The sequence below is a fragment of the Rhodanobacter aciditrophus genome, from assembly GCF_042679525.1.
Taxonomy (GTDB): Bacteria; Pseudomonadota; Gammaproteobacteria; order Pseudomonadales; family Marinomonadaceae; genus Marinomonas; species Marinomonas aciditrophus.
The window spans coordinates 16,582-39,045 of sequence record NZ_JBHTMN010000014.1; the positions used below are offsets into that span (position 1 = coordinate 16,582).

Consider the following 22,464-nt stretch of genomic DNA (forward strand, 5'->3'; position numbering starts at 1 on the left):
TTTTTATACCAGCTTAGTACTGATCACTTAAATGAATCAATAGCTAGAATTCTTTGCCTAGTCCGCAAAATTTTGCTTCTATAGCAGGGTTAAAGCGAGGTTTTTACGTGTCACACTCCATGCTCACAGACCCATTCGGTCGCACAATTGATTATCTTCGAATCTCCGTCACCGACCGCTGTGATTTTCGTTGTACCTACTGCATGGATGAAGATGCCGAGTTTCTTCCCCGCAAGGACATCCTATCCTTAGAAGAAATAGTTCAAATCGCCCAAGCTTATTGTAGCCTAGGGACAAAGCGCATTCGTATTACCGGTGGTGAGCCACTGGTGCGCAAAAACATCCTTTGGGCGTTAGAGAAGATCGCCGCCCTTCCAGGATTAGAAGAGTTGACCATCACCACCAATGGCTCACAGCTGACTAAAATGGGAAATGACTTGCTCAACGCCGGGGTATCTCGCCTTAATGTGAGTTTGGACACCCTTAAGCCAGAACGCTTTTTAGAACTCACCCGTCGGGATAAGTTGCAACAGGTACTCGATGGGATCGACACCGTCACCCAGTTACCTTTTAAACGCATTAAGATGAATGCAGTCATCCTCGGTGGTTACAATGATGATGAGGTGTTAGACCTCACGCAATTTGCCTTCAACAAAGGTATGGATATTAGCTTTATTGAAGAAATGCCCCTTGGACACATCAGCCATCATGATCGAGCCAAAGTCTATGTTTCCAGCGATGACCTGCAGGCATCGTTAGCAAAACACTGGCAGTTGTCGCCATCAGACAACAAAACGGGGGGGCCATCACGCTATTATGATGTGCTGGGACAGACCAGCAAAATAGGCTTTATTTCCCCCCACAGCCATAATTTTTGCAGCACTTGTAATCGCGTACGTTTGACCGCAGAAGGCCGCCTTCTACTGTGCCTTGGTAACGAACACTCGAAAGATTTGAAATCGGTCGTACGGGCTCACCCGAACAATCCGCTCGTCTTACAACAAGCCATTATGGACTCTTTGGCATTAAAGCCAGAGAAGCACCATTTTAATTTAGAAGAAGAGCCGCAGATATTGCGCTTTATGAGCGCCACAGGCGGCTAATAAGGAATTTACCATGGCCAAAACACCTTCTCCTTTTCGACCTCTTAACATTAGCGTACTGACGGTTTCTGACACTCGAAGCCTTGCTGAGGACACCTCTGGTGACGCGCTAATCAGCTTATTGACGGAAGCAGGACACACTCTGCAAGACCGCCAGATCGTAAAAGATGATGTTTATGCCATGCGTGCGGTGGTTTCTAACTGGATAGCGGATTCTAAAACCCATGTGGTACTGATCACTGGCGGCACAGGATTCTACTCCAGAGATAGCACACCAGAAGCCATCACCCCTCTACTAGATAAAGAAGTGGATGGTTTTGGGGAACTGTTTCGCCAGTTGTCATACGAGGAAATCGGCACTTCTACCATTCAGTCCCGTGCTCTGGCAGGACTTGCTAATAAGACCCTTATTTTCTGCTTACCAGGGTCTACTGGGGCGTGTCGCACCGCTTGGAATGGCATTATTAAGGAGCAACTGGACGCGCGCCACCGCCCGTGTAACTTTGTCACCATGTTGCTCGGACCATTACCTGAAGGACAAGGAGCTTAATCCATGTCTTCACTGATGCCATTACAACAGGCTCTTGAAAAAGCGCAGGGCGAACTACAAATTAAAGTTGCACAGGAAACGATCAACCTGAGCCAAGCCCTCAACCGAGTGCTTGCCAAAGATGTGATCGCTCCCCTTGATGTGCCACCCGCAGCAAACAGTGCTATGGATGGCTATGCCATCAACACTGCAGACTTCGAACAGTCAAAACAGCCTTTGCTTAAGGTGAGCCAACGCATCACTGCCGGTGATCCAACCGAGCCATTGAAGCCAGGCACTTGTGCGCGAATCTTCACAGGTGCTGAGCTACCATTGGGCGCCAACGCTGTGGTCATGCAAGAAGACACTCAACTTGAAGAAGAAGCAGTACGATTTTTAGCGACACCAAGTCATGGGGAGAATGTTCGTCCTGCAGGGCAAGACATTCAACAGGGATCCACCATTCTTCGACGAGGCAAACGCCTTAGCCCAGTCGATCTGGGGGTGATTGCCAGTGTTGGCATCACTACCGTAGAGGTTTATCAGCCATTAAAAGTAGGCATATTAACCACGGGGGACGAGCTGGTAACACCAGGACAGCCCCTAAAAGCCGGCCAGATATACAACTCCAACGGCCCATTACTAGAAGCTCTTATCCAAACCGCAGGCCATCAGGTCAGTTTACATAAGCATGCTGAAGATTCCATTGAATCCACTGAACAAGCTCTCCTAGAACTAAGCCAAGTCGCAGATGTAATCATCTCCACAGGAGGTGTCTCTGTGGGCGACGAAGACCATGTTAAAGCAACGATCGAAAAACATGGCCAACTCCACCTTTGGAAAATTGCCATCAAACCCGGCAAACCTCTAGTTTTTGCAAAGGTAATGGAGACTCCCTTTATTGGATTACCAGGCAACCCGAGCTCGACCCTCGTGACCTTTCACTTGTTTGCACGCCTTACCTTGGCCAAGGCCGCTGGAGAACATTTATGCTTCCCAACAGGGTATTCGGTTCAATGCGGTTTTTCTCGCAAGGCCAATCAGAGCCGCGACGAATTCTTAAGAGTGACCTTGCATGAAGGGGTCGCAAAGCCTCACCCACAACAAAGCTCAGGTGCGCTGCTCGCCGCCAGTCAAAGTGATGGTTACCTCCATGTGCCTGCAGGCCAGGCTCCAACGCCAGGAAGTGAACTCCTGTTTTACCCTTTTAGCGGCTTCTAAACTACACTTTATAGACAATGCAAATGTGCCTGTAAGGAGCCCATGATGAGAGATAAAAATTGGGAACAATCGCTCTATGATCACCAACACATAATGATCAAACATTTGGATATTCACCGCCAAAAGGAGCGTACTGAACCTCTCAGCACGGACGAGAGAATGGCTGTAGAGCATGCGTTTCAGCTCTTAGTTGCTTCTATGTTGGATTTTGCACGCTATGTTCTCGAGCACCACTACAATCACAAAGTGAACACCAGAGAAGAAGTCTTAGAAGCCCTTATCAAACATAAGGACGTGACCTATGAACAAGGCCAGCAGATCGAAGCCTTGATTGAATTGCGCAATAAGATTTTAAACGACTATCTGAATGAGAATTTTGAGCTATTGTCATCCGCTCTCGCCTTGCGTCGTTATGCGCTGGTGGAGGTGCTAACTAAGGAATGGACAAATCGTTTAGACAGTTTGTAATGAATCAGCCGAACAAGAATGTTCGGCTGATTCATTATGACTTATTAAATAGAAGCGATCTCTGCTGAAGTCAATCCAAGCAAATATAACACGCCATCAAGCCCCATCTGACTCATGGGACAAGGGGCTTGCTGTCGAACAATTGGCTTGGCATGCAGAGCCACACCCAAAGCGGCATCATTCAGCATTAATAGATCGTTTGCACCATCACCACAAGCAATGGTTTGGCCATTCAACACATCATATTTCATCGCCAGAGAAGCCAGTAACTCCTGCTTACGCTTAGCATCCACAATCGGTCCGATATGGCGACCAGTTAAAGCGCCATTTTCGATTTCAAGTACATTCGCATGTACTTCCGTCATGCCATAGTCATGCTGCACACGGTCAGCGAAGTAAGTGAAACCACCGGATAAAATGGCCGTATTCCAACCAAAATGATGCAACACTTTCATTAAGGGCGCGATACCGTCCATATGAACAATGCGCTCATAAACAGAATCCATCACATCACTGCTCAAACCGTTCAATAGCGACAAGCGCTGGACAAAGCTCTCAGTAAAATCAATTTCACCACGCATTGCGCTAGCAGTCACCGCAGAGATTTGCTCGCCGATACCCATTTCAACGGCCAACTCATCCATGACCTCCGCTTTGATCAGGGTTGAATCCATATCAAACACCGCCAAACCACCCGCTTTAATATCTGGGGTTTGCATCTGAAAAACATGGTCAATTCCGGTAGTGTCTGCCAAGGTCAACAACTCACTACGAAGCGCTTCTGGTTTACCATCTTCAATAGGAGTGCTAATGTCATAGCGAATGACACTTATGGGATCCTGATCGTTAGTTAAACGCTTGTTTGTAGCCTCAATTTGATGTTTATCCAACCATGATTGGAAAAGAGACAGGCTACTGCTCGTAATGTCGCCGATAAGTGTGATGGAAGCAGACATAGAAACTCCTATTTATGGGGACGCTAACTATACCAAATCCCTATGCATACGCTAACCTTCTCACATAACTCTAAAGAAATTTAAGTGCATTCCGAAAAGAGTAACAGACTTAAAAACTCTATGCGCATCAACTAGCTATTGAATTATTAGACAAATCAGGACGTCGATGGACACCGTAAAAAAACTCTCTGCCGGATACAAACGAATCCTACAAAAATGCTCGTCGGCCAGTATTGTCGTTTCGACTTATATCGCATTAATGATTATCACCTTGGCGACGGTTTGGTTTTCTGTCACCTCCGCGGTCAATAACTACCTTAACCAGCAAACAGACGTACTTGGTAGCAGCTTAGCCACCCAAGCGGCCTTCAACGCAACCCAATCCATCTTGACCAACGATTTACTCAGCTTGAATGTGTTACTAAATCGACTAGTGGTAAGCGATAGCATATTGGGAGCACGGGTTTACAACAAAAAAGATGAGCTGCTCGCCCAAGCCAGCCAGAATGGTACACAGACCAGCAGTGAGAACGAATTACGCCCCAGTGAAACACACAGAGTGTACAGCTCCCCGATTAGGTTTCGTGACGAAATAGTGGGACATGTATTGATCACACTGGATAAGTCTGGTTCACAAAGTACATTAGTCCAGATCAGCAATCTGATGATCGGGCTGGGGATCATACTGACGGCAATCACAGGTCTAGTTTTGCTTCTCGTAATGAGACGCTTGTTTCTTCCAATTACCATGGCAAGCGATGCTGTTGAAGCTTTTACCAAAGGCACCAGCAATGCTCCTTTGCCAAAGCACAGCTATCGTGAAGCGACAGAGCTTGCCGACCAAATCTCCACCTTGCAGACCCTAGAGCTCGCCACACCGATAGCAACTGTCACGCCACAAACCGTCTCCCAAACATTTAAGGAAGACGAGCAATACGAAATCGACTTTGACACCATTATCAAGGAATCAGAGCGAGAGTCCTGCGCCTTATACATTCAATTTAATCATCTAGAAAAATGGCGCGAGGATATGTCCCCTCTACAGGTGGCTAACCTCCTAACTCCGCTTTACCGGGCCATATTCCTATCAGCTGAGCATTTTCATGGTCAGGTACATCAGCACGAAAGCGATAATGTCATCATCCTATTCCAGGAAAAGGATTGCGATGACAATCTGTTTATGGACGCAGCTAGCTGTGCCGAGCTCGTCAGATTGCTACTAGAGAAACTTTCCAATACAGACTTGTATCAGGACGTCCCTGATATTCTCTATCATATGGGGCTTGTGAAAGGCTGTGAGCAAGTTTCTAAGATGTTTGAAGAGAGTTATTTTGCTGCCGACCAAGTGACTGATTTAATTCAAAGTGCCAAGGCACTTTCCTTGTCGGAAAGCTCAAATAAGCTGGTTATGGGAGATGACATTGTGACCCGCCCAGAAATTCAAAACCGAATCATTCTTAGCCTGCCAGAAATCATCGATCTAGAAGATGGTAGCGAACATCTCGCTTACACAGTTAAAGACCTGTCTGAAAAGTACCGCAAGCGTGTCAACCAAGTCATGGACGAGCTATCCGGTGATGAGGCAACCGATTCAGTTTAGCGACGACCTTCTAACACTAAAAAGGCCAGCATTTTTGCTGGCCTTGTTCTGACACTTTACTTATCAGTGATCCAAATTAATCACATCTTCTAAGGACAACCCTTTATTCTGCAACATGGTTCGTAGCTTGCGCAGTGCCTCCACTTGGATTTGACGTACTCGCTCTCGAGTCAAACCAATCTCTGCACCCACATCTTCTAAAGTGCTAGGCTCGTAACCACGTAACCCAAAGCGACGGGCAATAACCTCTCTCTGCTTATCATTTAGCTCATCCAAGAGGTTTTCAATGTTTTGATGAACATCCCCATCCTGACGCTCGTCTTCTGGGCCAGCATGTTGTGTATCCGCTAGGACTTCCACCAAGCTCTTATCATTGTCTAAACCACCAACGGGTGAATCAATAGAACTAATGCGCTCATTGAGACTCAGCATTTTTTGCACGTCCGCCACAGGTCGATCAAGCATCTCTGCAATCTCTTCTGCGCTGGGTTCATGATCAAGCTTTTGTGTCAATTCACGGGCAGCTCGGAGATAAACGTTAAGCTCTTTTACCACATGGATAGGAAGACGAATGGTACGGGTTTGGTTCATGATGGCACGTTCGATGGTCTGTCGAATCCACCAAGTCGCATAGGTTGAAAATCGAAAACCCCGTTCCGGGTCAAACTTTTCAACAGCACGAATCAGACCTAAATTGCCCTCTTCGATCAGATCTAGTAACGATAACCCCCGGTTGAGGTAGCGGCGGGAAATTTTAACAACAAGACGGAGATTACTTTCTATCATCCGCTTTCTTGCTGCTTCGTCGCCTTTTAGGGCAAGGCGAGCAAAATAGACTTCTTCTTCTGCCGTTAGCAGAGGTGAGTAACCTATTTCACTTAAGTAGAGTTGGGTAACGTCTAAAGATTTTGTGTCGCTCTCTGCATATCGAGCACTCACGGCGGATTCGAACTCCTGATCAGAGGCATCATCTTCCATGTCCTCGAAGTCAAAATCACCAGCTCCTTGTAGCATTTCTTCGTTTGATTCTTTGCTCGTATCTACTGATTTCATATCGCCCTCCTGAGTCCCAAAATGTGATTATTATTGTTTGGGAAGCACTTTTAGTGGATCGATCGGTTGGCCATCGCGCCGCACCTCAAAATGCAGCATAGGTCTTTCGGAGCCTTTCCCTCCGATAACAGCTAACGAATCACCAACCCGAACGGTCTGTTTTTCCTTAACCAAAATACGTTCGTTATACGCATAAGCACTGAGATACACATCACTGTGTTTAACGATGACTAGGTTTCCATAGCCAATCAATCCATTACCCGCGTAGACAACTACACCATCGGCAGCTGCTTTTACATGCTCAGCTTCTTTTCCTCTTATGTCTATACCTTTACTACTTACGCCAGCGTTTGAAAAGCTTTTTATGACAGAACCTGATACTGGCCAGCGCCAATCTGATACTTTTTTGTCTGGCACTTTTACAGTGGACACAGGTTTCGTAGAGGAGTTCACTTTTGCTTTGGAGTTTTTTGTTACTGCTTTAGACGCAGTTGTCGATGAGCTTGAAGACGCCACTGAACGAGGTTTAGGAGTCCCAGATAAGCGGATTTTTTGGTTCGGGTAGATTACGTATGGAGAATCAATGCCATTAATATCTGCCACATTTCGGTAGTCCAGCCCATATGAAAAAGCAATAGAAAACAAGGTTTCACCAGATTTAACTCGATGAACACCATTACTCGGAACTTTCTGAACTTTTGCCCCAGACGGTTGCGATGAATAAGGATCAAGATCTGAGTAGTGAAAGCTATCGTAGGCACAACCGGTTAGAAAAAGACACGACAATAGAACACTACTGACTTTCCCTGTCAGTAATTTAGGCACCTCTAATATTCTTTTTAAGTGCTCAACAACAATCATTCCAGATAACCAAACCTTACATTACAGGGCGGCGTTATGACCTTGGTTTCTTTTTTGTAATGAGATGTAATGAATCAATAAAACCGATACAGCCCCCAATAAAACAAGACCTATTGGCACAATTAAATGGACCATTACTTCAAAATCTGTCATTTGCCACGGCAACAGTAATTGTTCTTCCACAGGCAAACGTTTATCACCTACTTGAGTGTAGGCTACCACTTCTTTCCATGGCCAGACCTTCACTAATGCCCCCAACATAACCCCCGTCAATAAGGCGAGTGTGAGAGACTTTGCTTTCAAAAGTAACCAATGGAGTACTTTTGAAAAGCTCAACAACCCTAGTACAGCGCCGCAGGCGAACACAGCAATCACAACAAGATCAAGGGACTTTATAGCACCAATGACATAACCATACATGCCCATCATCAGCAACAGAAAGCTACCTGAAATACCTGGCAGAATCATGGCACAAATAGCAATCATACCTGCTAAAAACACCATAAATAAGTTAATGGATACCGGCACAGGAACCAGTAAAGATAAGGCGGCACCAGCCATGGCCCCTATCACAAGTAACATACCGTGCTTTGAAGTGAACTGCTCAATGTCTGTCACTAGAACATAAGCGGAAGCGATAATAAGCCCAAAGAAAAAGCTCCACAGCCAAACGGGATAGCTCACCAACAGCTCAGTAACCAAGCTGGCAATGCCAAAAATACTGGTAGCAATGCCCAACAAAAGCACTATTAAAAAGTTACCGTCAAAGTGGCGCCAGAGACCTTTAAAGTCGCCACTAAACAGCATCTTTATGCTCGCCAAATTCACGCCACTCAATGCCCCAATCAATCGATCATAAATACCAACAATAAAGGCAATGGTGCCACCAGAAACACCAGGAACAACATCTGCCGCTCCCATTAACACGCCACTCAAATATGTTTTCAGCCACTTAGGCATCTATCTTTCCTTCTAAAAGAGGCACAAATTGCGCTACAGCAGATTCTAAGCGCTTCCATTTATTTCCGTGTCGTCGCCAGCAGCCAATGGCTGGAACTGCATCTGCGATAGGCATAATTAAAATGCCATCTTCTTTTAACATATCAGTCAGGGCAGTTGGAACTTTACTCGCCATAGCGGTCACGATAATAGCGTCCATTTCCACTTTTTGTGGCCATCCTAAGTGGCCATCCCCATGGAGAAACTCCACATTATTAATGGACATACTTTTCAATCGCGCTTGAGCTTGGACATACAAGCTTTTTTGACGTTCAATGGTATGTACCTTATTAAAGAAATGCGCCAACAAACACGTCTGATAACCAGACCCTGTTCCCACTTCAAGCACCCTGCCCAAACGAGCATATTTCAATAACCAGGAAGTCATCTTAGCCACCGTAAGAGGCTGACTTATGGTTTGATTCCGCCCGATGGGAAGAGGAGTTGGACTGTATGCAAGATGGGAAAATGCAGGCTCAACGAATTCATGGCGTGGTAAAGCAGCCATGAGCTCTAATAACTCTTTGTGCTCAACACCATGACTCTTCAAATGCTCAATCATTTGATTAGACCGGGATTGAGAGCGCTTCAGTAATTCATCTAGGGCAGCTGTCATAATGTCTTATTAAATACCCATTGCTGCAATTGATTCATCGCCGAATGACTTGTCATATCTGTATGGATGGGGGTAATGGACACAAAGCCTTCGGACACAGCATGAAAGTCTGTCCCCTCAGCCGCATCATGAGGGTCAGCTAAAGCGCCAATCCAAAAGCTTTGAATTCCCCTCGGGTGTTGCGCTGGGATCGCAGGATGCGCCTGCTGGCGATACCCTAAACGGGTCACCTTCATCCCTTTTAGCGCTTCATAAGGCACATCTGGCACATTAACGTTTAGTAATACTTTAGCTGGCAAATCAAGAGTATGGGCGTCTTCTAATAGCGTTAGTATTACCTGTGCAGCGGTATCGAAGTGCCTATTTCCCACCAACGAAACGGCAAGGGCTGGCCGCCCTAAATGGCGTGCTTCCATAGCAGCCGCTACGGTGCCTGAATAAATTACATCATCACCAAGGTTAGGGCCGTGATTAATACCTGAGATAACCGCATCAAAGCGCCCATCTATTACTTCAGACATGGCTAGATTCACACAGTCTGTCGGAGTGCCATCCACTTTATACTCCCGCTCACGGACAAGGGTCGGACGTAATGGCCGCGTTAATGTCAGGGAGTTACTGGCGCCACTGCGATCACGATCAGGGGCGACTAAAGTACACTCAAATTGGGTGCGTAGCGCTTTGGCTAGCGTTTGAATACCTAAAGCATCCAAACCATCATCATTCGCTAATAGGATTCTCATGATGTCTTTCTTGGGATCGATCATTAATGACAAATAGTTCTCTTAAGACACTGGTGGCAAATGCCCCTCTAGGAAGCTCAAATTGCAGCACAAGCTGATCAGGCCCCTTATCTCCTTTTAGCAATTCCCAGGCCATGTTCTCAGGTGCGAGGCGAGTTGGGCGGCTATCTCGAGCAAAATCATAGGTAATAAGCCCATTGAGGAGCGCTGTTTCCTCTGCGTACAGGGCCGCCATTGATTCAGCGCGCGCAGGAGTTGTCCCCATGGGCCAACCATCACTAATCAAGGGAAGAACTGGAGACACCTGACCAAACTTATGACGATGAATCAAATCTAAGGATAAGGCCTTCACACGAAAGGACTGACTGCCGTCTTGGGGTTGAGCAATATCCCCCACTTGAAGGGTATCCCAACTACCATCAGCCACAAAAGCAGATAAAGCTTCATTAAAAAACCAGGAGCGAATAGCCGATAACCAAAAGGATTCCGTTTTACCTAGTTTATGAGTGCCTTTGCGACCAGGCAAAACCATCTTACGGCCATTGACCAAGTTATTTCCTTGGATGCCAAAGCGCTGCTCGCCATAGTAATTTGGCACACCAAAGCGCTCGATAAGCGCTAACCGTTGCTGCATTTCATCAACATCAGAGTCTAGATTACGCAGTCGCAGCACAAAGCGATTACCTAAATGTCCACCGGTACGCAGTTTTTTGCTGTGACGCTTTTGCTCCAAGACACGGACCATTTCTGGAGCTAAGAAAACCTTCTCTATGTCTGCCACATCCACATCTTGCTTTGGGGAATGAATACAGAACCACTGACGGGTAAGTGCGTGTCGATCTTTAGCACCCGCATAGCTGACTTGCCTCGCTGACACATTGGCCGCTTTGGCTAAGCGCTTTGCCAAAAAGTCGGTGTTGACGCCTTTTTTCTCAATCCAGAGGTAAACAAATTCACCTTTTTGATCCGGCTCAAAACCAAGGATTTCCTCTACCAAGAAGTCACTTTCAACGGTTTTCAGATCCGCTGTGCCAGTGGGGCGCCCCCATGCATAGTGCCAATCCGTGTTCATGCATCCACTCGATATAGCAAGGCTACTGCTGCCACAGCAATGCCCTCTTTACGGCCAGTAAAACCAAGCTTCTCAGTGGTAGTTGCTTTAACGTTAACTTCCGATATAGCAATCCCCAGATCCTCGGCGATATTGGCGCGCATGGCATCAATATGTGGGCGCATTTTGGGGGCTTGGGCCATGATGGTGACATCAAGATTCCCAACCCCTAACCCCAGCTTCTGCACCTCAGCAAAAGCATGACGAAGTAAAACTCGACTATCTGCTCCAGCGTATTCCGCATCGGTATCAGGAAAATGCTTGCCTATGTCGCCTAAAGCCGCCGCTCCCAACAAGGCATCCGTCAAGGCATGCAACACCACATCCCCATCCGAGTGGGCCACTAAGCCTTGCTCATAAGGAATGGACACCCCACCCATAACAATATGATCGCCTTCCCCAAATTTATGTACATCAAAGCCGTGGCCGATTCTAAATGGCATCATGAATTCAATTCCTATTGTTGGGTGTGTGTCTGACTAGCCAATATAGCATTGGCCATGACAAGGTCTTCTGGCACGGTAATTTTTAGATTGGTGGCTTCCCCTTCGATAAGAGCAGGTTGCCATCCTAATAGCTCCATAGCAGAGCTTTCATCGGTAATAGCCAAATTCTCTTCGAGGGCCGTTGAGAGCCCCTCTAACAATGCCATGAGGGGAAATTTCTGCGGCGTCTGGGCTTGCCAAATGGCACTACGATCTACTGTTCCTATAGACTGGGTTGTTTCATTAGCAAGCTTAAGGGTGTCTTTACAGGGAATAGCCAACAACGCTCCTTCAGAACCATCATGAGCCATAATTCGAGTTAAAGCATCATGGGTCACTAGAGGACGCGCTGCGTCATGAACGAGAACATTTGCCGTTTCATCCACGCCAACCGCCAGCAAAACTTGCAAGCCATTTAATACTGTTTCTGCGCGCTCTGTCCCGCCATCATAACGAATCACTTGAGGGTGGGTCGCCCATTCGGACTTTGCCCAGTGTTCATCATTTGGACTCACACCTACCGCCACCCCTAGTATCTGTGGATGGGATAAAAAATTGGCTATAGTGACATCAAGAATCGTGCGTTGATTCAGGGTCAAATACTGTTTTGGAATGGCACTCGCCATGCGTTTACCAGCGCCAGCCGCCGGGATGATTACCCAATATTGCGTCATTACTTTTCTACTATTCGATAAAACATTTCGCCGTCTTTAATGTATTGCATCTCTGTGCGCACATGCTCCTCAACGGCATCTTCACCTTTTCTCAGATCTTTAATTTGGGCACGCAGGGCTTCATTTCGCACCTTTAAACGCTTGTTAATCTGCTCTTGGTACTCGATCTGTTTGGCCAACTCGTCTTCTCGTTTCATACCTTGCTCCCCCCAAAATACCTGAAAGGAAAGGTAGGCTGTACTCAGAAGAAAAATGCCAAGAAAAATGCGCAACATCATGTTGAAATATTCAAACTCAAGACTGAACGAGTGCCCATTATTCCGTGAAATGGGATAAAAAAAAATAAAAAAGGGAGAACTTACGTTCTCCCTTTTCGAAGCAAGCTAAATAATTACGCTTGCCCTTTGATCTCAGATAGACCGTTGTAAGGTGCTTTTCCACCCAGTTGCTCTTCAATACGTAGCAATTGGTTGTACTTAGACACACGATCAGAACGACATAGGGAGCCGGTTTTAATTTGACCCGCTGCCGTACCAACCGCTAAATCCGCAATAGTTGCATCTTCAGTCTCACCAGAACGGTGTGAAATAACCGCCGTGTAACCAGCGTCTTTCGCCATTTTGATGGCTTCCAACGTCTCAGTCAAAGAACCTATTTGGTTAAATTTGATCAAGATAGAGTTAGCGATGCTTTCGTCGATACCACGCTTAAGGATCTTAGTGTTGGTAACAAATAGATCATCACCTACAAGTTGGATCTTATCGCCTAGGATCTTAGTTTGGTAAGCAAAGCCTGCCCAGTCAGATTCGTCCTGACCGTCTTCAATAGAGACAATTGGGTACTCATTGCAAAGCTCAGCAAGGTAGTCAGAGAATTCTTCTGACGTAAAGACCTTACCTTCGCCTTTCATGTTGTACTTGCCGTCTTCGTAGAATTCAGACGATGCACAGTCCATGGCTAGCGTAATGTCTTTACCTAGCTCATAGCCAGCTGCTGCAACAGCTTCTTTAATAACCGCTAACGCTTCGGCGTTAGACGCTAGGTCTGGCGCAAAACCACCTTCATCACCCACTGCTGTATTCAAGCCACGAGCGCTTAATACTTTTTTCAGTGCGTGGAAGATCTCTGCTCCGTAACGTAGTGCTTCACGGAAGTTCGGCGCACCCACAGGCTGGATCATGAACTCTTGGATATCAACGTTGTTGTCCGCGTGCTCACCACCATTGATGATGTTCATCATTGGTACAGGCATAGAGTAAACACCTGGCGTACCATTAATGTCCGCGATGTGTACGTACAAAGGTACTTTCTTAGAAACTGCCGCTGCTTTCGCTGCTGCCAAAGAAACCGCTAGGATAGCGTTCGCACCGAATTGAGATTTGTTCTCTGTACCATCAAGATCGATCATGATCTTATCTAGTTCAGCCTGCGCTGTTGCGTCTTTGCCCAGTAGCGCTTCACGGATCGGACCGTTTACCGCGGCTACGGCTTTTAATACGCCTTTACCTAGGTAACGACTCTTGTCACCATCGCGCAGTTCCAAAGCTTCACGTGAACCGGTAGAGGCACCAGAAGGTGCACACGCTGAACCAAATGAGCCGTCCGCTAGGATTACGTCAGCTTCCACAGTTGGGTTACCACGTGAATCCAGAACTTCTCTGGCTTTGATGTCAACGATTTGACTCATAACAAACCCCTTTTAGTAGATGAAAAATTCACAAACACCTGTTTGCTAAAATTATTTTTCTTTTCCTGCATGCTTCAGTGCGGCGTGAACAAATGCACTGAACAGGCCGTGCCCATATCTTGGTGTTGAAGTAAATTCAGGGTGGAATTGACACGCTACAAACCAAGGATGATCTGCAATCTCCACCATTTCTACTAGTGAGTTATCAGCGGACAAGCCTGAGATCGTTAGACCGGCTTCTTTTAATGCTGGAACATAGTAGTTGTTTACTTCGTAACGATGGCGATGACGCTCACTGATCACATCTTGACCGTATGCAGCACGCGCTTTGGTGCCTTCGATCAAGTTACAGTTTTGCGCACCAAGACGCATCGTTCCACCTAGATCGGATTCCTCTGACCGGATTTCTTTGGAACCTTCAGCATTGACCCATTCAGTAATCAGGCCAACGACAGGATTCTCTGTTTTTAGATTAAACTCAGTGCTGTGTGCACCGTTTAGATTTGCTACGTTACGAGCAAATTCGATGACCGCCACTTGCATACCTAGACAGATACCCAAGTACGGAATTTTGTTTTCACGGGCGTATTGTGCCGTGCGAATTTTACCTTCTACACCGCGCTCACCGAAGCCACCTGGGACAAGGATCGCATCCATTCCCTCAAGCACACTTGTGCCTTCTTCTTCGATTTTCTCAGAGTCGATGTAATGCAGTTTTACTTTAGTACGTGCATGAATGCCCGCATGATCCATCGCTTCGATCAAAGACTTGTAAGCGTCCAACAGCTCCATGTATTTACCAACCATGGCGATGTTCACTTGCTTCTCTGGGTTCAGTTTCGCTTGAGCGACCTTGTTCCAGATTTCCAAGTCTGCAATGTTGCAATCCAAGTTAAAGCGCTGAACGATCAGGCTATCAAGACCTTGGTCTGCCAACATTTGTGGAATTCGGTAAATGGTGTCTGCATCGGGTAAAGAAATAACCGCTCGCTCATCTACGTTAGTAAATAGGGCAATTTTCTTACGCTCTGGTGCTTCGATAGAGACTTCAGAACGACATACCAAAATGTCAGGCTGAATACCGATAGAACGTAGCTCTTTCACTGAGTGTTGAGTCGGCTTAGTTTTCGTCTCACCTGCAGTGCGGATGTAAGGCACCAGCGTCAAATGCATAAACAAAGCTCGGTGGGAACCAAGCTCCACTTTCAACTGACGCACAGCTTCTAAAAATGGCTGCGATTCAATATCACCCACAGTACCGCCGATTTCCACTAGGGCAACATCTGCGCCTTCTGCACCAGCGATAACACGACGTTTAATTTCATCAGTAATGTGCGGGATAACCTGAACAGTACCACCTAGGTAGTCACCACGGCGTTCTTTTTGTAGAACATGTTGGTAGACGCGACCAGAGGTAAAGTTGTTGCGCTTATTCATCTTAGTTGAGATGAAACGCTCGTAGTGGCCTAAGTCTAGATCGGTCTCGGCGCCGTCTTCAGTAACGAACACTTCACCGTGCTGGAAGGGACTCATCGTACCTGGATCGACGTTGATGTATGGATCCAGTTTAAGCATGGTGACTTTTAGACCACGGGATTCTAGGATGGCTGCAAGGGATGCAGATGCCAAGCCTTTACCAAGTGATGAAACCACGCCGCCTGTGACGAAAATATATCGTGTCGCCATGAGTGTTTAGCCCGCCTTAAATATGTATGATCGAAATGAGAAAAGGCACTTAAAAAAGCACCTTTAGGACGGGAGCAAATAATAACACCTTGCCCCCTTGCGCTCAATGTAAAAGCTTGGAAGTTTTACTCTGCAGAGACTAAGTTCCATTTCCCAATCCAATCTATTTTTTCAAATCATTGATTTATAGATCTAATACCAAAAGGTCACTACGAGAACCTGAACAACAAGGCATGATGATTTTCCCCTCGAGGCGTTCCGCATCTGACAAAAAAGTATCCCTGTGATCCGGCACACCCTCTAATAATCGAGTCATACAAGTACCGCACCACCCTTCTTCACAAGAGACAGGGATATCTACGCCATTCATTTCTAGGGCTTGGGTGATAGAAACACCTGGCTCCACATCAAACACCTCTCCTGTGCTGGCGACCTTAACTTGAAAAGACTCTTTCAAGGCTTCATCCATAGAAGCAGAACGCTTGCCACTAAAAAATTCCCGATGGAGCTTTTCACTGGACCACCCCATTGCCATCGCCGTATCTAGGACAGCTTCAATGTAAGCGCTTGGCCCGCAGACATAGATATGCATTTTGGGGTCAGCGCCACCAAGCACTTTTTTCAAGTCAATTCGCTGACGCTCACTAAAATGAAAAGTCATCTTATCAACAAAGGCACTCTGCTGTAGCGCCTCATAAAAAGCTGCGCTTTCGGGGTTCTTAGCGGAATAGTGAAATTGAAAGTCCGTGCCTGCTTTTTTAAGCATTTGTGCCATGGGAATTAGGGGGGTCACACCAATACCAGCCCCCATAAGCAAGGCAGGGACGCGCGGGTTAGAGAGTAAAAAGTGATTTTGCGGCGTAAAGCATTTGAGCGCATCCCCTTCCTTCATCCGATGCAACTCTTCTGATCCCCCTTGAGAAAAAGGATCCAATAACACAGCGATCTCATATTCCTTGCCAGTCGTTGGCAATTTACAAAGTGAATACTGTCGACGTAATCCGCTTGGGAGTTGTAACTCAATGTGGGCACCCGGCTGATAGGTAGGCAGGCCTAAGCCATCTTCGTGGGCCAACACAAAGCGCTTAACCTTCGACGTCTCTTGGATAATTTGCTTAATAACCAGATCCAGCATAACCACCTCTTTTCAGGAATGCGTACTTATTACTTAAAGCCTAAATCAAATTCCTCAAGAGGTCGAAGCTTAACACTTATTATCTATTTAAAAGGCATACCAAGAGGGACTTCTAACACATTACCTGTTCCCATCGGCTGTCCCACCATCTCATCATAGGCGCTTTGATGACACAGTACCGTTTGGCCAACCTTCATACCTTCAAACATCTGCTGTAGTTCAATCTTGTTAGGTCGAGAAATATGTCGCCCCTTGCTGTCTTCAAGATAAAACTCTTCTCCAGCAATAATGACCGACACCTGATATAGATTTGGCATCAAAGAATGAATCTTTACCTTCTCAATAACATTAACTTTCTCTAGCTCAGACCATTTCATTTCGTTACTCTCCAAAGAATCACTAAAAACAATTACGCTGTTTTAGCACTGTCGGATTCATAAAAATGACAACAAACGATCTGTATCAACATCTCGATACCCTCCCGTCCTATCAAGATGCTTTGGCACATTTAATCACTCTTAGCCAACAACCCAAACGCGTGATCATCGCCATTGCAGGACTCCCCGGATCAGGTAAGTCCACTATCGCTGAGTACTTAGCAGCCAGAGCAACAGAGCGAGGCATTGACTGCATTACCTCCGTCAGCATGGATGGTTTCCATTTAAGTAAAGCCCAACTTAGGGCATTGCCTGACCCTGAAGCCGCTTTTAATCGTCGTGGAGCCCCTTGGACATTTGACAGTGAAAGCTACACTGACACTCTAAAGAGCTTTAAAGAACAACCAGATAACACACTCTACTGGCCCAGCTTTGATCACTCAATCGGGGACCCAGTCGATAAGGCAATCATGATTCCCACAGCAACGAAAGTACTCATAGTTGAGGGACTGTATGTTTTACACCGTGATCATGGCTTTGAGCACAGTCAAAGCTACTTAGACGAAAAGTGGTATATTGATATCCCTATGGAACGGGCCATGACGCAACTAGCCGAACGACACCAGCAGGCATGGGGCTTTACTTTAGAGCAGGCCCACCACAGAATCGAGACTAATGATGGCCTCAACGCTCAGATTGCGGCTAACACAGCGCATAACGCAAATCGTCAAATCGCCACAAAATGAACGAAAATGTTACAAACTTCGCCGTATTTTTACATGGAATCCCATCACTGGTAAGACTATGTTGATAGCTTAAAGAATGTACAAGAATGCCTTGTACAACGAGAGTCCAATAATCGTATTAAAATAAAAAGGAAGATAGACTCATGATGCCATCCTTTCCCTACCGAAAGACGCTAATTTCATTTGCTGTTGCCATGTCGGCTGCGCAACTGCACGCGGCAGGTTTCCAGCTAAACGCACAATCCGCTACCGGCCTTGGCCGTGCCTTTGCGGGTGATGCAGTAATTGGCGATAACGCCTCCGTGATTGCTCGAAACCCTGCAGCCATGTCCCTGTTCGACAAACAGCAAATCTCCGTTGGCTTTGAAACCATCACCACCGACATCGAAGTAAAAGATGCGACCTATACTGGACCAAACTCTTCAACATCTGTCTCAAGTAACAGTGCAAATACAGACTCTGTTGGTGATACGTCCATTGCTCCAAATTTCTACTATGTCCGCCCAGTAAATCAAAAATTTGCCTGGGGCCTAAATGCTTACTCCAACTTTGGGACTAAGACAGAATTTGAAGATGGTTATCAAGGTTATGAGTACGGTGGCAACACAGATGTGAAAAGCTTCAATTTAGGCTTAGTAGGCTCATACAAAGTAAGCGAAGCCTTAACGTTAGGCGCAGGACTGGATGCCATCTATGGTAAAGGTATTTTTTCACGCCCAACAAACCCGTTCGTTAATGCAGCATATAGCTCAGATAAAGTACTGGATATTGATGCTAGTGGCTGGGCATTAGGCTGGAATGTCGGGGCCATGTATGAATTAAATAGCAGAAACCGCTTTGGTATTGACTACCACTATAGCCCAGAGATCGAAGCAGAAGGCGATGTTTACACTCTTACTGGCGGAAAGCAAAGTGATACAGTAAAGATGCCATTACCAGATATTGCTGAGTTCTCGGGCTACCATCGCCTATCGCCATCCTACGCCTTGCACTACAGCATTCAATTTATTCAATGGTCTGAGTTTGACAAGCTTGAAGCGGAAAAAGCCGGGGTAATAAACACTTATAACTGGCAAGATGCATGGCACTATTCGATCGGTGGCACCTATTATATGAATGAGCAATGGGAGCTGCGCGCTGGCTACATGTATGACACCAGTGCACAGGATGAAACTCGCTCTATTTCGGTTCCTGACTCGGATCGCCAATGGTTATCAGCGGGCTTCACTTACAAGCCAGACCAAATGAGCAGCATTGATTTCGGTGCCACCTATTTACTAGGGGAAGATACTGATGTCAGTGAGAGCAAAAGTGCTCTAAACAGCTCAATTACTGGCACGACTCACGCCAACGCAGTTCTGCTTGGCCTTCAATACAGCCGCTCGTTTTAAGCACACTAAACAGTTGGAACAGAGATAAAAAATGCCTCCATTAGGAGGCATTTTTATTTCTAATTAGGGGTTATAAAGATGCTAGACTCGCTATCGCAGCCGCATCAAATTTATATTTGATGGGTTGTTTGTCACGTTCCATTGCTTCAACACCATCACTCTCTATTTGAACCGGATCCTCCAGTGTTTCAGAGCTTCTAACGTAAGTACAACCCACTAAGATAAAGCAATACACGATCAATATTAAGGCCTTCATGGTGCGTTAATCTCTACCTTGCTTCTTATCCCTATTTACTTACTTAAGCTTAGACCAGTGACTTAGATTCTCCAGTGGCTTTTTAGGGACTTGCTGGCCAAGGAAGTGAGCTTTTTCGTTGCCACTCAATGACGCCATTCCAGCCTGGCTGCTGCCATAGAGTTCCTATGGCAACCAAGACGCCTGCTTCGTACACATAAGGCAGCTGCTCTCGCCACCATAAGGGAATACGTTGATCTTGCAGCCATTTCTTTAGGGGACGATGGCGTCCATTGGGCAAGCATAATGACACCCCTTGTGGACGCCCTCTTACTTCAACCTGACGGTCAGAGTAGAGTTCATCATGCTCACGTATCAGCCACTGCCCAGCAGTTACAATTTGTGAGACAGGCTCGGCAATGATAGGCAGCAAATATAAGGTGGTTTCAAATCGTGCTAACTGAAAGCCTTCGCCGATAAAACAAGGCTGCTTTTCTTGGCTGGAAAAAAACATGGCCAGTACAGACTTTAGCTGAGGCTCTGTCAACGAATGTCCATTCTGACGGACAAAGCGTGACAGCCAGAATCCTTCTTCTCCCTCTGGCAATTGATCTAAAAGTAGCCCCCCACAGGAAGACTGCAATCCTGCTAGCGCCTCACTGGCAAGTCGATCATAGACAGACATTTCCTGCTGCATGAGCCGAGCACTGGAGGCAATCGCCTGAGCCACACCCGAATTATTAGATTGCCAAGGATGCAGTACCTGGTGGCGCAAAAAATTTCGACGATAGCGGCTGTCGTCATTGGATTCATCTTCTATCCATGACAATCCTTGCGCCGTCACATAGGCTTCGAGCGCTTGGCGCGACACGGATAATAAGGGCCGCCATATCTTCCCTTGTCCCAAGGATCGCCAGATAGGAATCCCCTGCATACCCCGTGTCCCTGCGCCCCTCTCTAGTCGAAACAAGAGGGTTTCTGCTTGATCATTTGCATGGTGCCCTTGCGCTAAAATATCGTGGCGCTTTAGATGCTTTTCGAAGGCTTGATACCTTGCTTTGCGGGCGTTTTCTTCAATTGACCTTGAAGACTCAACTTGAACGTATTCTGAAAGGAAACTCACACCCATGGTTTTGCAAACGGTTTGGCAGTGCTCTAACCAGTCGTCGGCATTAGGACTTAACCCGTGGTGAACATGAATAGCGGTTAACGAACTGCGATGGGAGTCAGGCAGCGATTGCGCCAGCATATGAAGTAAGGCTAGAGAGTCCACACCACCGCTAAATCCCACATAGAGTCTCCCCCCATGGGCCAACGACTGGGTCAGTCTTGGATCATCAAATGAAATCATCGTGTTGTAACTCCCAAGAACAGGAAAGGCGCCTAAGCGCCTTTCACATCACATCTTTACTCGCTTATTAAAGGGCGAACAAGTGATGCTTTTTCTTACCTAGTTTTACTAGGAAGTATTTACCATAGTAGCCATTGTCCGCGGTGAAGATGTCTGCCGCAGCCATATTATCTTCCATGCCTTTCGCAACACCATTCACGAACACTGAGTTACGTTGTAGAGCGTCTTTTACTTGCTTACCGCTTGCTGCCAAACCAGCATCCGCTAACAAGGTCGTCATCGGCGTCTCAGCTAGATCAATCCCAGCCAAAGAGCTGCTTGGTAAACCGTCTTGTTGAATCTGCTCTAGGTCCGCTTCACTCAGTTGATCGGTTTCACCGCTGAACAACGCTTGAGTAATACGCTCAGCTGCTGCCAAGCCTTCTTCGCCGTGTACTAGGCGTGTTGCTTCACGAGCCAAAATAGCTTGTGCTTGTGGTTTACCGCCGTTTTCTTGATCCGCTTTTTCAATGGCTTCAATGTCTGCAATCGACATAAAAGTGAAGTAGCGCAGGAACTTGTATACGTCCGCATCCGCTGTACCCAACCAGAATTGGTAGAAAGAGTATTGGCTAGTTTTCTTTGGATCAAGCCATACCGCACCGGACTCAGTCTTGCCGAACTTAGTGCCGTCTGCCTTTGTCACCAGAGGAACAGTCAAGCCAAAGACTTGTGCTTGATTTTGACGACGAGATAGGTCAATACCCCCTACGATATTCCCCCATTGATCACTGCCACCCACTTGAAGCGTACAATCGTACTGACGGTTTAGCTCGGCGAAGTCCATACCTTGCAACAGGGCGTAAGAGAACTCAGTAAACGAAATACCAGCCCCTTCACGGTTTAAACGTTGCTGCACAGATTCCTTGTTGATCATGGCATTCACAGAGAAATGCTTACCGATTTCACGCAGGAATTCGATGACATTCATGTTCCCCGTCCAGTCTAAGTTATTGACCACACGAGCAGGGTTTTCTACCCCTTCAAAAGAGATGAACTGGCTTACTTGGCTTTTAATTTTATCAGCCCAACCAGCAACCACGTCAGCAGTGTTCAAAGAGCGTTCAGCGGCTTTAAAGCTTGGATCACCGATCATGCCGGTAGCACCACCCACCAAGGCGATCGGATTATGACCTGCATCTTGGCAACGCTTCAGCACCAACAAAGGTACTAAGTGACCTAGATGCAAACTGTCTGCGGTTGGATCGAAGCCACAATACAAAGTACGACGACCAGATGACAAGTGAGCGCGCAGCTCTTCTTCTGCAGTCATTTGAGCGATAAGCCCACGAGCCTGTAAGTCAGCTAATAGGTCGATGTTTTGTTGTGTCATTTTGCGATCCAAATCCTGAAAGTTGTTAAATAAATAGCGTTCAATTATAGCCACTTAGTTGATAG

24 protein-coding genes are annotated in these 22,464 nt (G+C 46.5%); 7 read left to right on the forward strand and 17 right to left on the reverse strand.

What is annotated here, in order from left to right; genetic code table 11:
* Positions 1–107 precede the first annotated feature (107 nt).
* The 4 genes from moaA to ACFQ45_RS12165 are packed head-to-tail and all read left to right on the forward strand — an operon-like array spanning position 108 to position 3,321.
* Complete coding sequence (moaA, locus tag ACFQ45_RS12150; RefSeq protein WP_377368057.1) at positions 108–1,103, forward strand: GTP 3',8-cyclase MoaA; 996 nt, start codon at positions 108–110, stop codon at positions 1,101–1,103.
* Between the two features lie 13 nt (positions 1,104–1,116).
* Positions 1,117–1,653, forward strand: coding sequence for a molybdenum cofactor biosynthesis protein B (gene moaB, locus ACFQ45_RS12155; protein WP_377368059.1), 537 nt, complete (start codon positions 1,117–1,119; stop codon positions 1,651–1,653).
* Between the two features lie 3 nt (positions 1,654–1,656).
* Entirely contained in the window at positions 1,657–2,853 is a 1,197-nt protein-coding gene (locus ACFQ45_RS12160; RefSeq protein WP_377368060.1) for a molybdopterin molybdotransferase MoeA, read from the forward strand.
* Between the two features lie 45 nt (positions 2,854–2,898).
* Complete coding sequence (locus ACFQ45_RS12165) at positions 2,899–3,321, forward strand: HepT-like ribonuclease domain-containing protein (RefSeq protein WP_377368062.1); 423 nt, start codon at positions 2,899–2,901, stop codon at positions 3,319–3,321.
* Positions 3,322–3,365: 44 nt separating this feature from the next.
* Here ACFQ45_RS12165 and serB read toward each other — a convergent pair whose 3' ends face one another.
* Positions 3,366–4,277, reverse strand: coding sequence for a phosphoserine phosphatase SerB (gene serB, locus ACFQ45_RS12170; RefSeq protein WP_377368064.1), 912 nt, complete (start codon positions 4,275–4,277; stop codon positions 3,366–3,368).
* 166 nt (positions 4,278–4,443) lie between these two features.
* Here serB and ACFQ45_RS12175 point away from each other — a divergent pair, with 166 nt between their 5' ends.
* Positions 4,444–5,877, forward strand: coding sequence for an AhpA/YtjB family protein (locus ACFQ45_RS12175; RefSeq protein WP_377368066.1), 1,434 nt, complete (start codon positions 4,444–4,446; stop codon positions 5,875–5,877).
* 63 nt (positions 5,878–5,940) lie between these two features.
* On the opposite strand, the gene rpoS is transcribed toward ACFQ45_RS12175, so the two are convergent.
* From rpoS to ACFQ45_RS12240, 13 genes are all read right to left on the reverse strand, one after another.
* Entirely contained in the window at positions 5,941–6,930 is a 990-nt protein-coding gene (rpoS, locus tag ACFQ45_RS12180) for an RNA polymerase sigma factor RpoS (protein WP_377368068.1), read from the reverse strand.
* Between the two features lie 30 nt (positions 6,931–6,960).
* Positions 6,961–7,791 (reverse strand): peptidoglycan DD-metalloendopeptidase family protein, encoded by an 831-nt coding sequence (locus tag ACFQ45_RS12185; RefSeq protein ID WP_377368070.1) that lies wholly within the window; start codon positions 7,789–7,791, stop codon positions 6,961–6,963.
* Positions 7,792–7,812: 21 nt separating this feature from the next.
* Complete coding sequence (locus ACFQ45_RS12190) at positions 7,813–8,751, reverse strand: DUF368 domain-containing protein (protein WP_377368072.1); 939 nt, start codon at positions 8,749–8,751, stop codon at positions 7,813–7,815.
* Positions 8,744–9,406, reverse strand: coding sequence for a protein-L-isoaspartate(D-aspartate) O-methyltransferase (locus ACFQ45_RS12195; protein WP_377368074.1), 663 nt, complete (start codon positions 9,404–9,406; stop codon positions 8,744–8,746). Before ACFQ45_RS12195 ends, ACFQ45_RS12190 begins: the two co-directional genes overlap by 8 nt.
* Complete coding sequence (gene surE / locus ACFQ45_RS12200) at positions 9,403–10,149, reverse strand: 5'/3'-nucleotidase SurE (protein WP_377368076.1); 747 nt, start codon at positions 10,147–10,149, stop codon at positions 9,403–9,405. The genes ACFQ45_RS12195 and surE overlap by 4 nt, the downstream gene beginning before the upstream one ends.
* Positions 10,127–11,221: a tRNA pseudouridine(13) synthase TruD gene (truD, locus tag ACFQ45_RS12205; protein ID WP_377368078.1), complete on the reverse strand. Its 1,095-nt coding sequence runs from the start codon at positions 11,219–11,221 to the stop codon at positions 10,127–10,129. Before truD ends, surE begins: the two co-directional genes overlap by 23 nt.
* Positions 11,218–11,706, reverse strand: a complete 489-nt coding sequence (gene ispF / locus ACFQ45_RS12210; protein WP_377368080.1) for a 2-C-methyl-D-erythritol 2,4-cyclodiphosphate synthase — start codon at positions 11,704–11,706, stop codon at positions 11,218–11,220. The genes truD and ispF overlap by 4 nt, the downstream gene beginning before the upstream one ends.
* Positions 11,707–11,717: 11 nt before the next feature.
* Positions 11,718–12,419, reverse strand: coding sequence for a 2-C-methyl-D-erythritol 4-phosphate cytidylyltransferase (gene ispD / locus ACFQ45_RS12215; protein ID WP_377368082.1), 702 nt, complete (start codon positions 12,417–12,419; stop codon positions 11,718–11,720).
* On the reverse strand, positions 12,419–12,697 hold the full coding sequence (locus ACFQ45_RS12220) for a septum formation initiator family protein (RefSeq protein ID WP_377368084.1): 279 nt from the start codon (positions 12,695–12,697) through the stop codon (positions 12,419–12,421). The genes ispD and ACFQ45_RS12220 overlap by 1 nt, the downstream gene beginning before the upstream one ends.
* Before the next feature lie 113 nt (positions 12,698–12,810).
* The gene (eno, locus tag ACFQ45_RS12225) at positions 12,811–14,106 is read right to left on the reverse strand and encodes a phosphopyruvate hydratase (protein ID WP_377368086.1); all 1,296 of its coding nucleotides are present in this window, start codon (positions 14,104–14,106) and stop codon (positions 12,811–12,813) included.
* Between the two features lie 51 nt (positions 14,107–14,157).
* On the reverse strand, positions 14,158–15,792 hold the full coding sequence (locus ACFQ45_RS12230) for a CTP synthase (protein WP_377368088.1): 1,635 nt from the start codon (positions 15,790–15,792) through the stop codon (positions 14,158–14,160).
* Positions 15,793–15,976: 184 nt separating this feature from the next.
* Complete coding sequence (locus tag ACFQ45_RS12235; RefSeq protein ID WP_377368090.1) at positions 15,977–16,927, reverse strand: PDR/VanB family oxidoreductase; 951 nt, start codon at positions 16,925–16,927, stop codon at positions 15,977–15,979.
* An 83-nt stretch (positions 16,928–17,010) separates the two neighbouring features.
* Entirely contained in the window at positions 17,011–17,304 is a 294-nt protein-coding gene (locus ACFQ45_RS12240) for a DUF6482 family protein (RefSeq protein ID WP_377368092.1), read from the reverse strand.
* A 65-nt stretch (positions 17,305–17,369) separates the two neighbouring features.
* Here ACFQ45_RS12240 and ACFQ45_RS12245 point away from each other — a divergent pair, with 65 nt between their 5' ends.
* Entirely contained in the window at positions 17,370–18,050 is a 681-nt protein-coding gene (locus tag ACFQ45_RS12245) for a nucleoside/nucleotide kinase family protein (protein ID WP_377368094.1), read from the forward strand.
* Positions 18,051–18,193: 143 nt separating this feature from the next.
* Positions 18,194–19,441, forward strand: coding sequence for an outer membrane protein transport protein (locus ACFQ45_RS12250; RefSeq protein WP_377368096.1), 1,248 nt, complete (start codon positions 18,194–18,196; stop codon positions 19,439–19,441).
* A 70-nt stretch (positions 19,442–19,511) separates the two neighbouring features.
* Here the strand turns inward: ACFQ45_RS12250 and ACFQ45_RS12255 are convergent, their stop codons facing one another.
* From ACFQ45_RS12255 to tyrS, 3 genes are all read right to left on the reverse strand, one after another.
* Entirely contained in the window at positions 19,512–19,697 is a 186-nt protein-coding gene (locus ACFQ45_RS12255) for a hypothetical protein (RefSeq protein WP_377368097.1), read from the reverse strand.
* An 82-nt stretch (positions 19,698–19,779) separates the two neighbouring features.
* Positions 19,780–21,027, reverse strand: coding sequence for a tRNA lysidine(34) synthetase TilS (tilS, locus tag ACFQ45_RS12260; RefSeq protein ID WP_377368099.1), 1,248 nt, complete (start codon positions 21,025–21,027; stop codon positions 19,780–19,782).
* A 67-nt stretch (positions 21,028–21,094) separates the two neighbouring features.
* Positions 21,095–22,399 (reverse strand): tyrosine--tRNA ligase, encoded by a 1,305-nt coding sequence (tyrS, locus tag ACFQ45_RS12265; protein WP_377368101.1) that lies wholly within the window; start codon positions 22,397–22,399, stop codon positions 21,095–21,097.
* Positions 22,400–22,464: the final 65 nt, after the last annotated feature.

Coding starts and splice junctions, on each gene's coding strand:
- moaB (WP_377368059.1), top strand. CDS start 1,117: ATGGCCAAAACACCTTCTCCTTTTCGACCTCTTAACATTAGCGTACTG.
- ACFQ45_RS12160 (WP_377368060.1), top strand. CDS start 1,657: ATGTCTTCACTGATGCCATTACAACAGGCTCTTGAAAAAGCGCAGGGC.
- ACFQ45_RS12165 (WP_377368062.1), top strand. CDS start 2,899: ATGAGAGATAAAAATTGGGAACAATCGCTCTATGATCACCAACACATA.
- serB (WP_377368064.1), bottom strand. CDS start 4,277: ATGTCTGCTTCCATCACACTTATCGGCGACATTACGAGCAGTAGCCTG.
- ACFQ45_RS12175 (WP_377368066.1), top strand. CDS start 4,444: ATGGACACCGTAAAAAAACTCTCTGCCGGATACAAACGAATCCTACAA.
- rpoS (WP_377368068.1), bottom strand. CDS start 6,930: ATGAAATCAGTAGATACGAGCAAAGAATCAAACGAAGAAATGCTACAA.
- ACFQ45_RS12185 (WP_377368070.1), bottom strand. CDS start 7,791: ATGATTGTTGTTGAGCACTTAAAAAGAATATTAGAGGTGCCTAAATTA.
- ACFQ45_RS12190 (WP_377368072.1), bottom strand. CDS start 8,751: ATGCCTAAGTGGCTGAAAACATATTTGAGTGGCGTGTTAATGGGAGCG.
- ACFQ45_RS12195 (WP_377368074.1), bottom strand. CDS start 9,406: ATGACAGCTGCCCTAGATGAATTACTGAAGCGCTCTCAATCCCGGTCT.
- surE (WP_377368076.1), bottom strand. CDS start 10,149: ATGAGAATCCTATTAGCGAATGATGATGGTTTGGATGCTTTAGGTATT.
- truD (WP_377368078.1), bottom strand. CDS start 11,221: ATGAACACGGATTGGCACTATGCATGGGGGCGCCCCACTGGCACAGCG.
- ispF (WP_377368080.1), bottom strand. CDS start 11,706: ATGATGCCATTTAGAATCGGCCACGGCTTTGATGTACATAAATTTGGG.
- ispD (WP_377368082.1), bottom strand. CDS start 12,419: ATGACGCAATATTGGGTAATCATCCCGGCGGCTGGCGCTGGTAAACGC.
- ACFQ45_RS12220 (WP_377368084.1), bottom strand. CDS start 12,697: ATGATGTTGCGCATTTTTCTTGGCATTTTTCTTCTGAGTACAGCCTAC.
- eno (WP_377368086.1), bottom strand. CDS start 14,106: ATGAGTCAAATCGTTGACATCAAAGCCAGAGAAGTTCTGGATTCACGT.
- ACFQ45_RS12230 (WP_377368088.1), bottom strand. CDS start 15,792: ATGGCGACACGATATATTTTCGTCACAGGCGGCGTGGTTTCATCACTT.
- ACFQ45_RS12235 (WP_377368090.1), bottom strand. CDS start 16,927: ATGCTGGATCTGGTTATTAAGCAAATTATCCAAGAGACGTCGAAGGTT.
- ACFQ45_RS12240 (WP_377368092.1), bottom strand. CDS start 17,304: ATGAAATGGTCTGAGCTAGAGAAAGTTAATGTTATTGAGAAGGTAAAG.
- ACFQ45_RS12245 (WP_377368094.1), top strand. CDS start 17,370: ATGACAACAAACGATCTGTATCAACATCTCGATACCCTCCCGTCCTAT.
- ACFQ45_RS12250 (WP_377368096.1), top strand. CDS start 18,194: ATGATGCCATCCTTTCCCTACCGAAAGACGCTAATTTCATTTGCTGTT.
- ACFQ45_RS12255 (WP_377368097.1), bottom strand. CDS start 19,697: ATGAAGGCCTTAATATTGATCGTGTATTGCTTTATCTTAGTGGGTTGT.
- tilS (WP_377368099.1), bottom strand. CDS start 21,027: ATGATTTCATTTGATGATCCAAGACTGACCCAGTCGTTGGCCCATGGG.
- tyrS (WP_377368101.1), bottom strand. CDS start 22,399: ATGACACAACAAAACATCGACCTATTAGCTGACTTACAGGCTCGTGGG.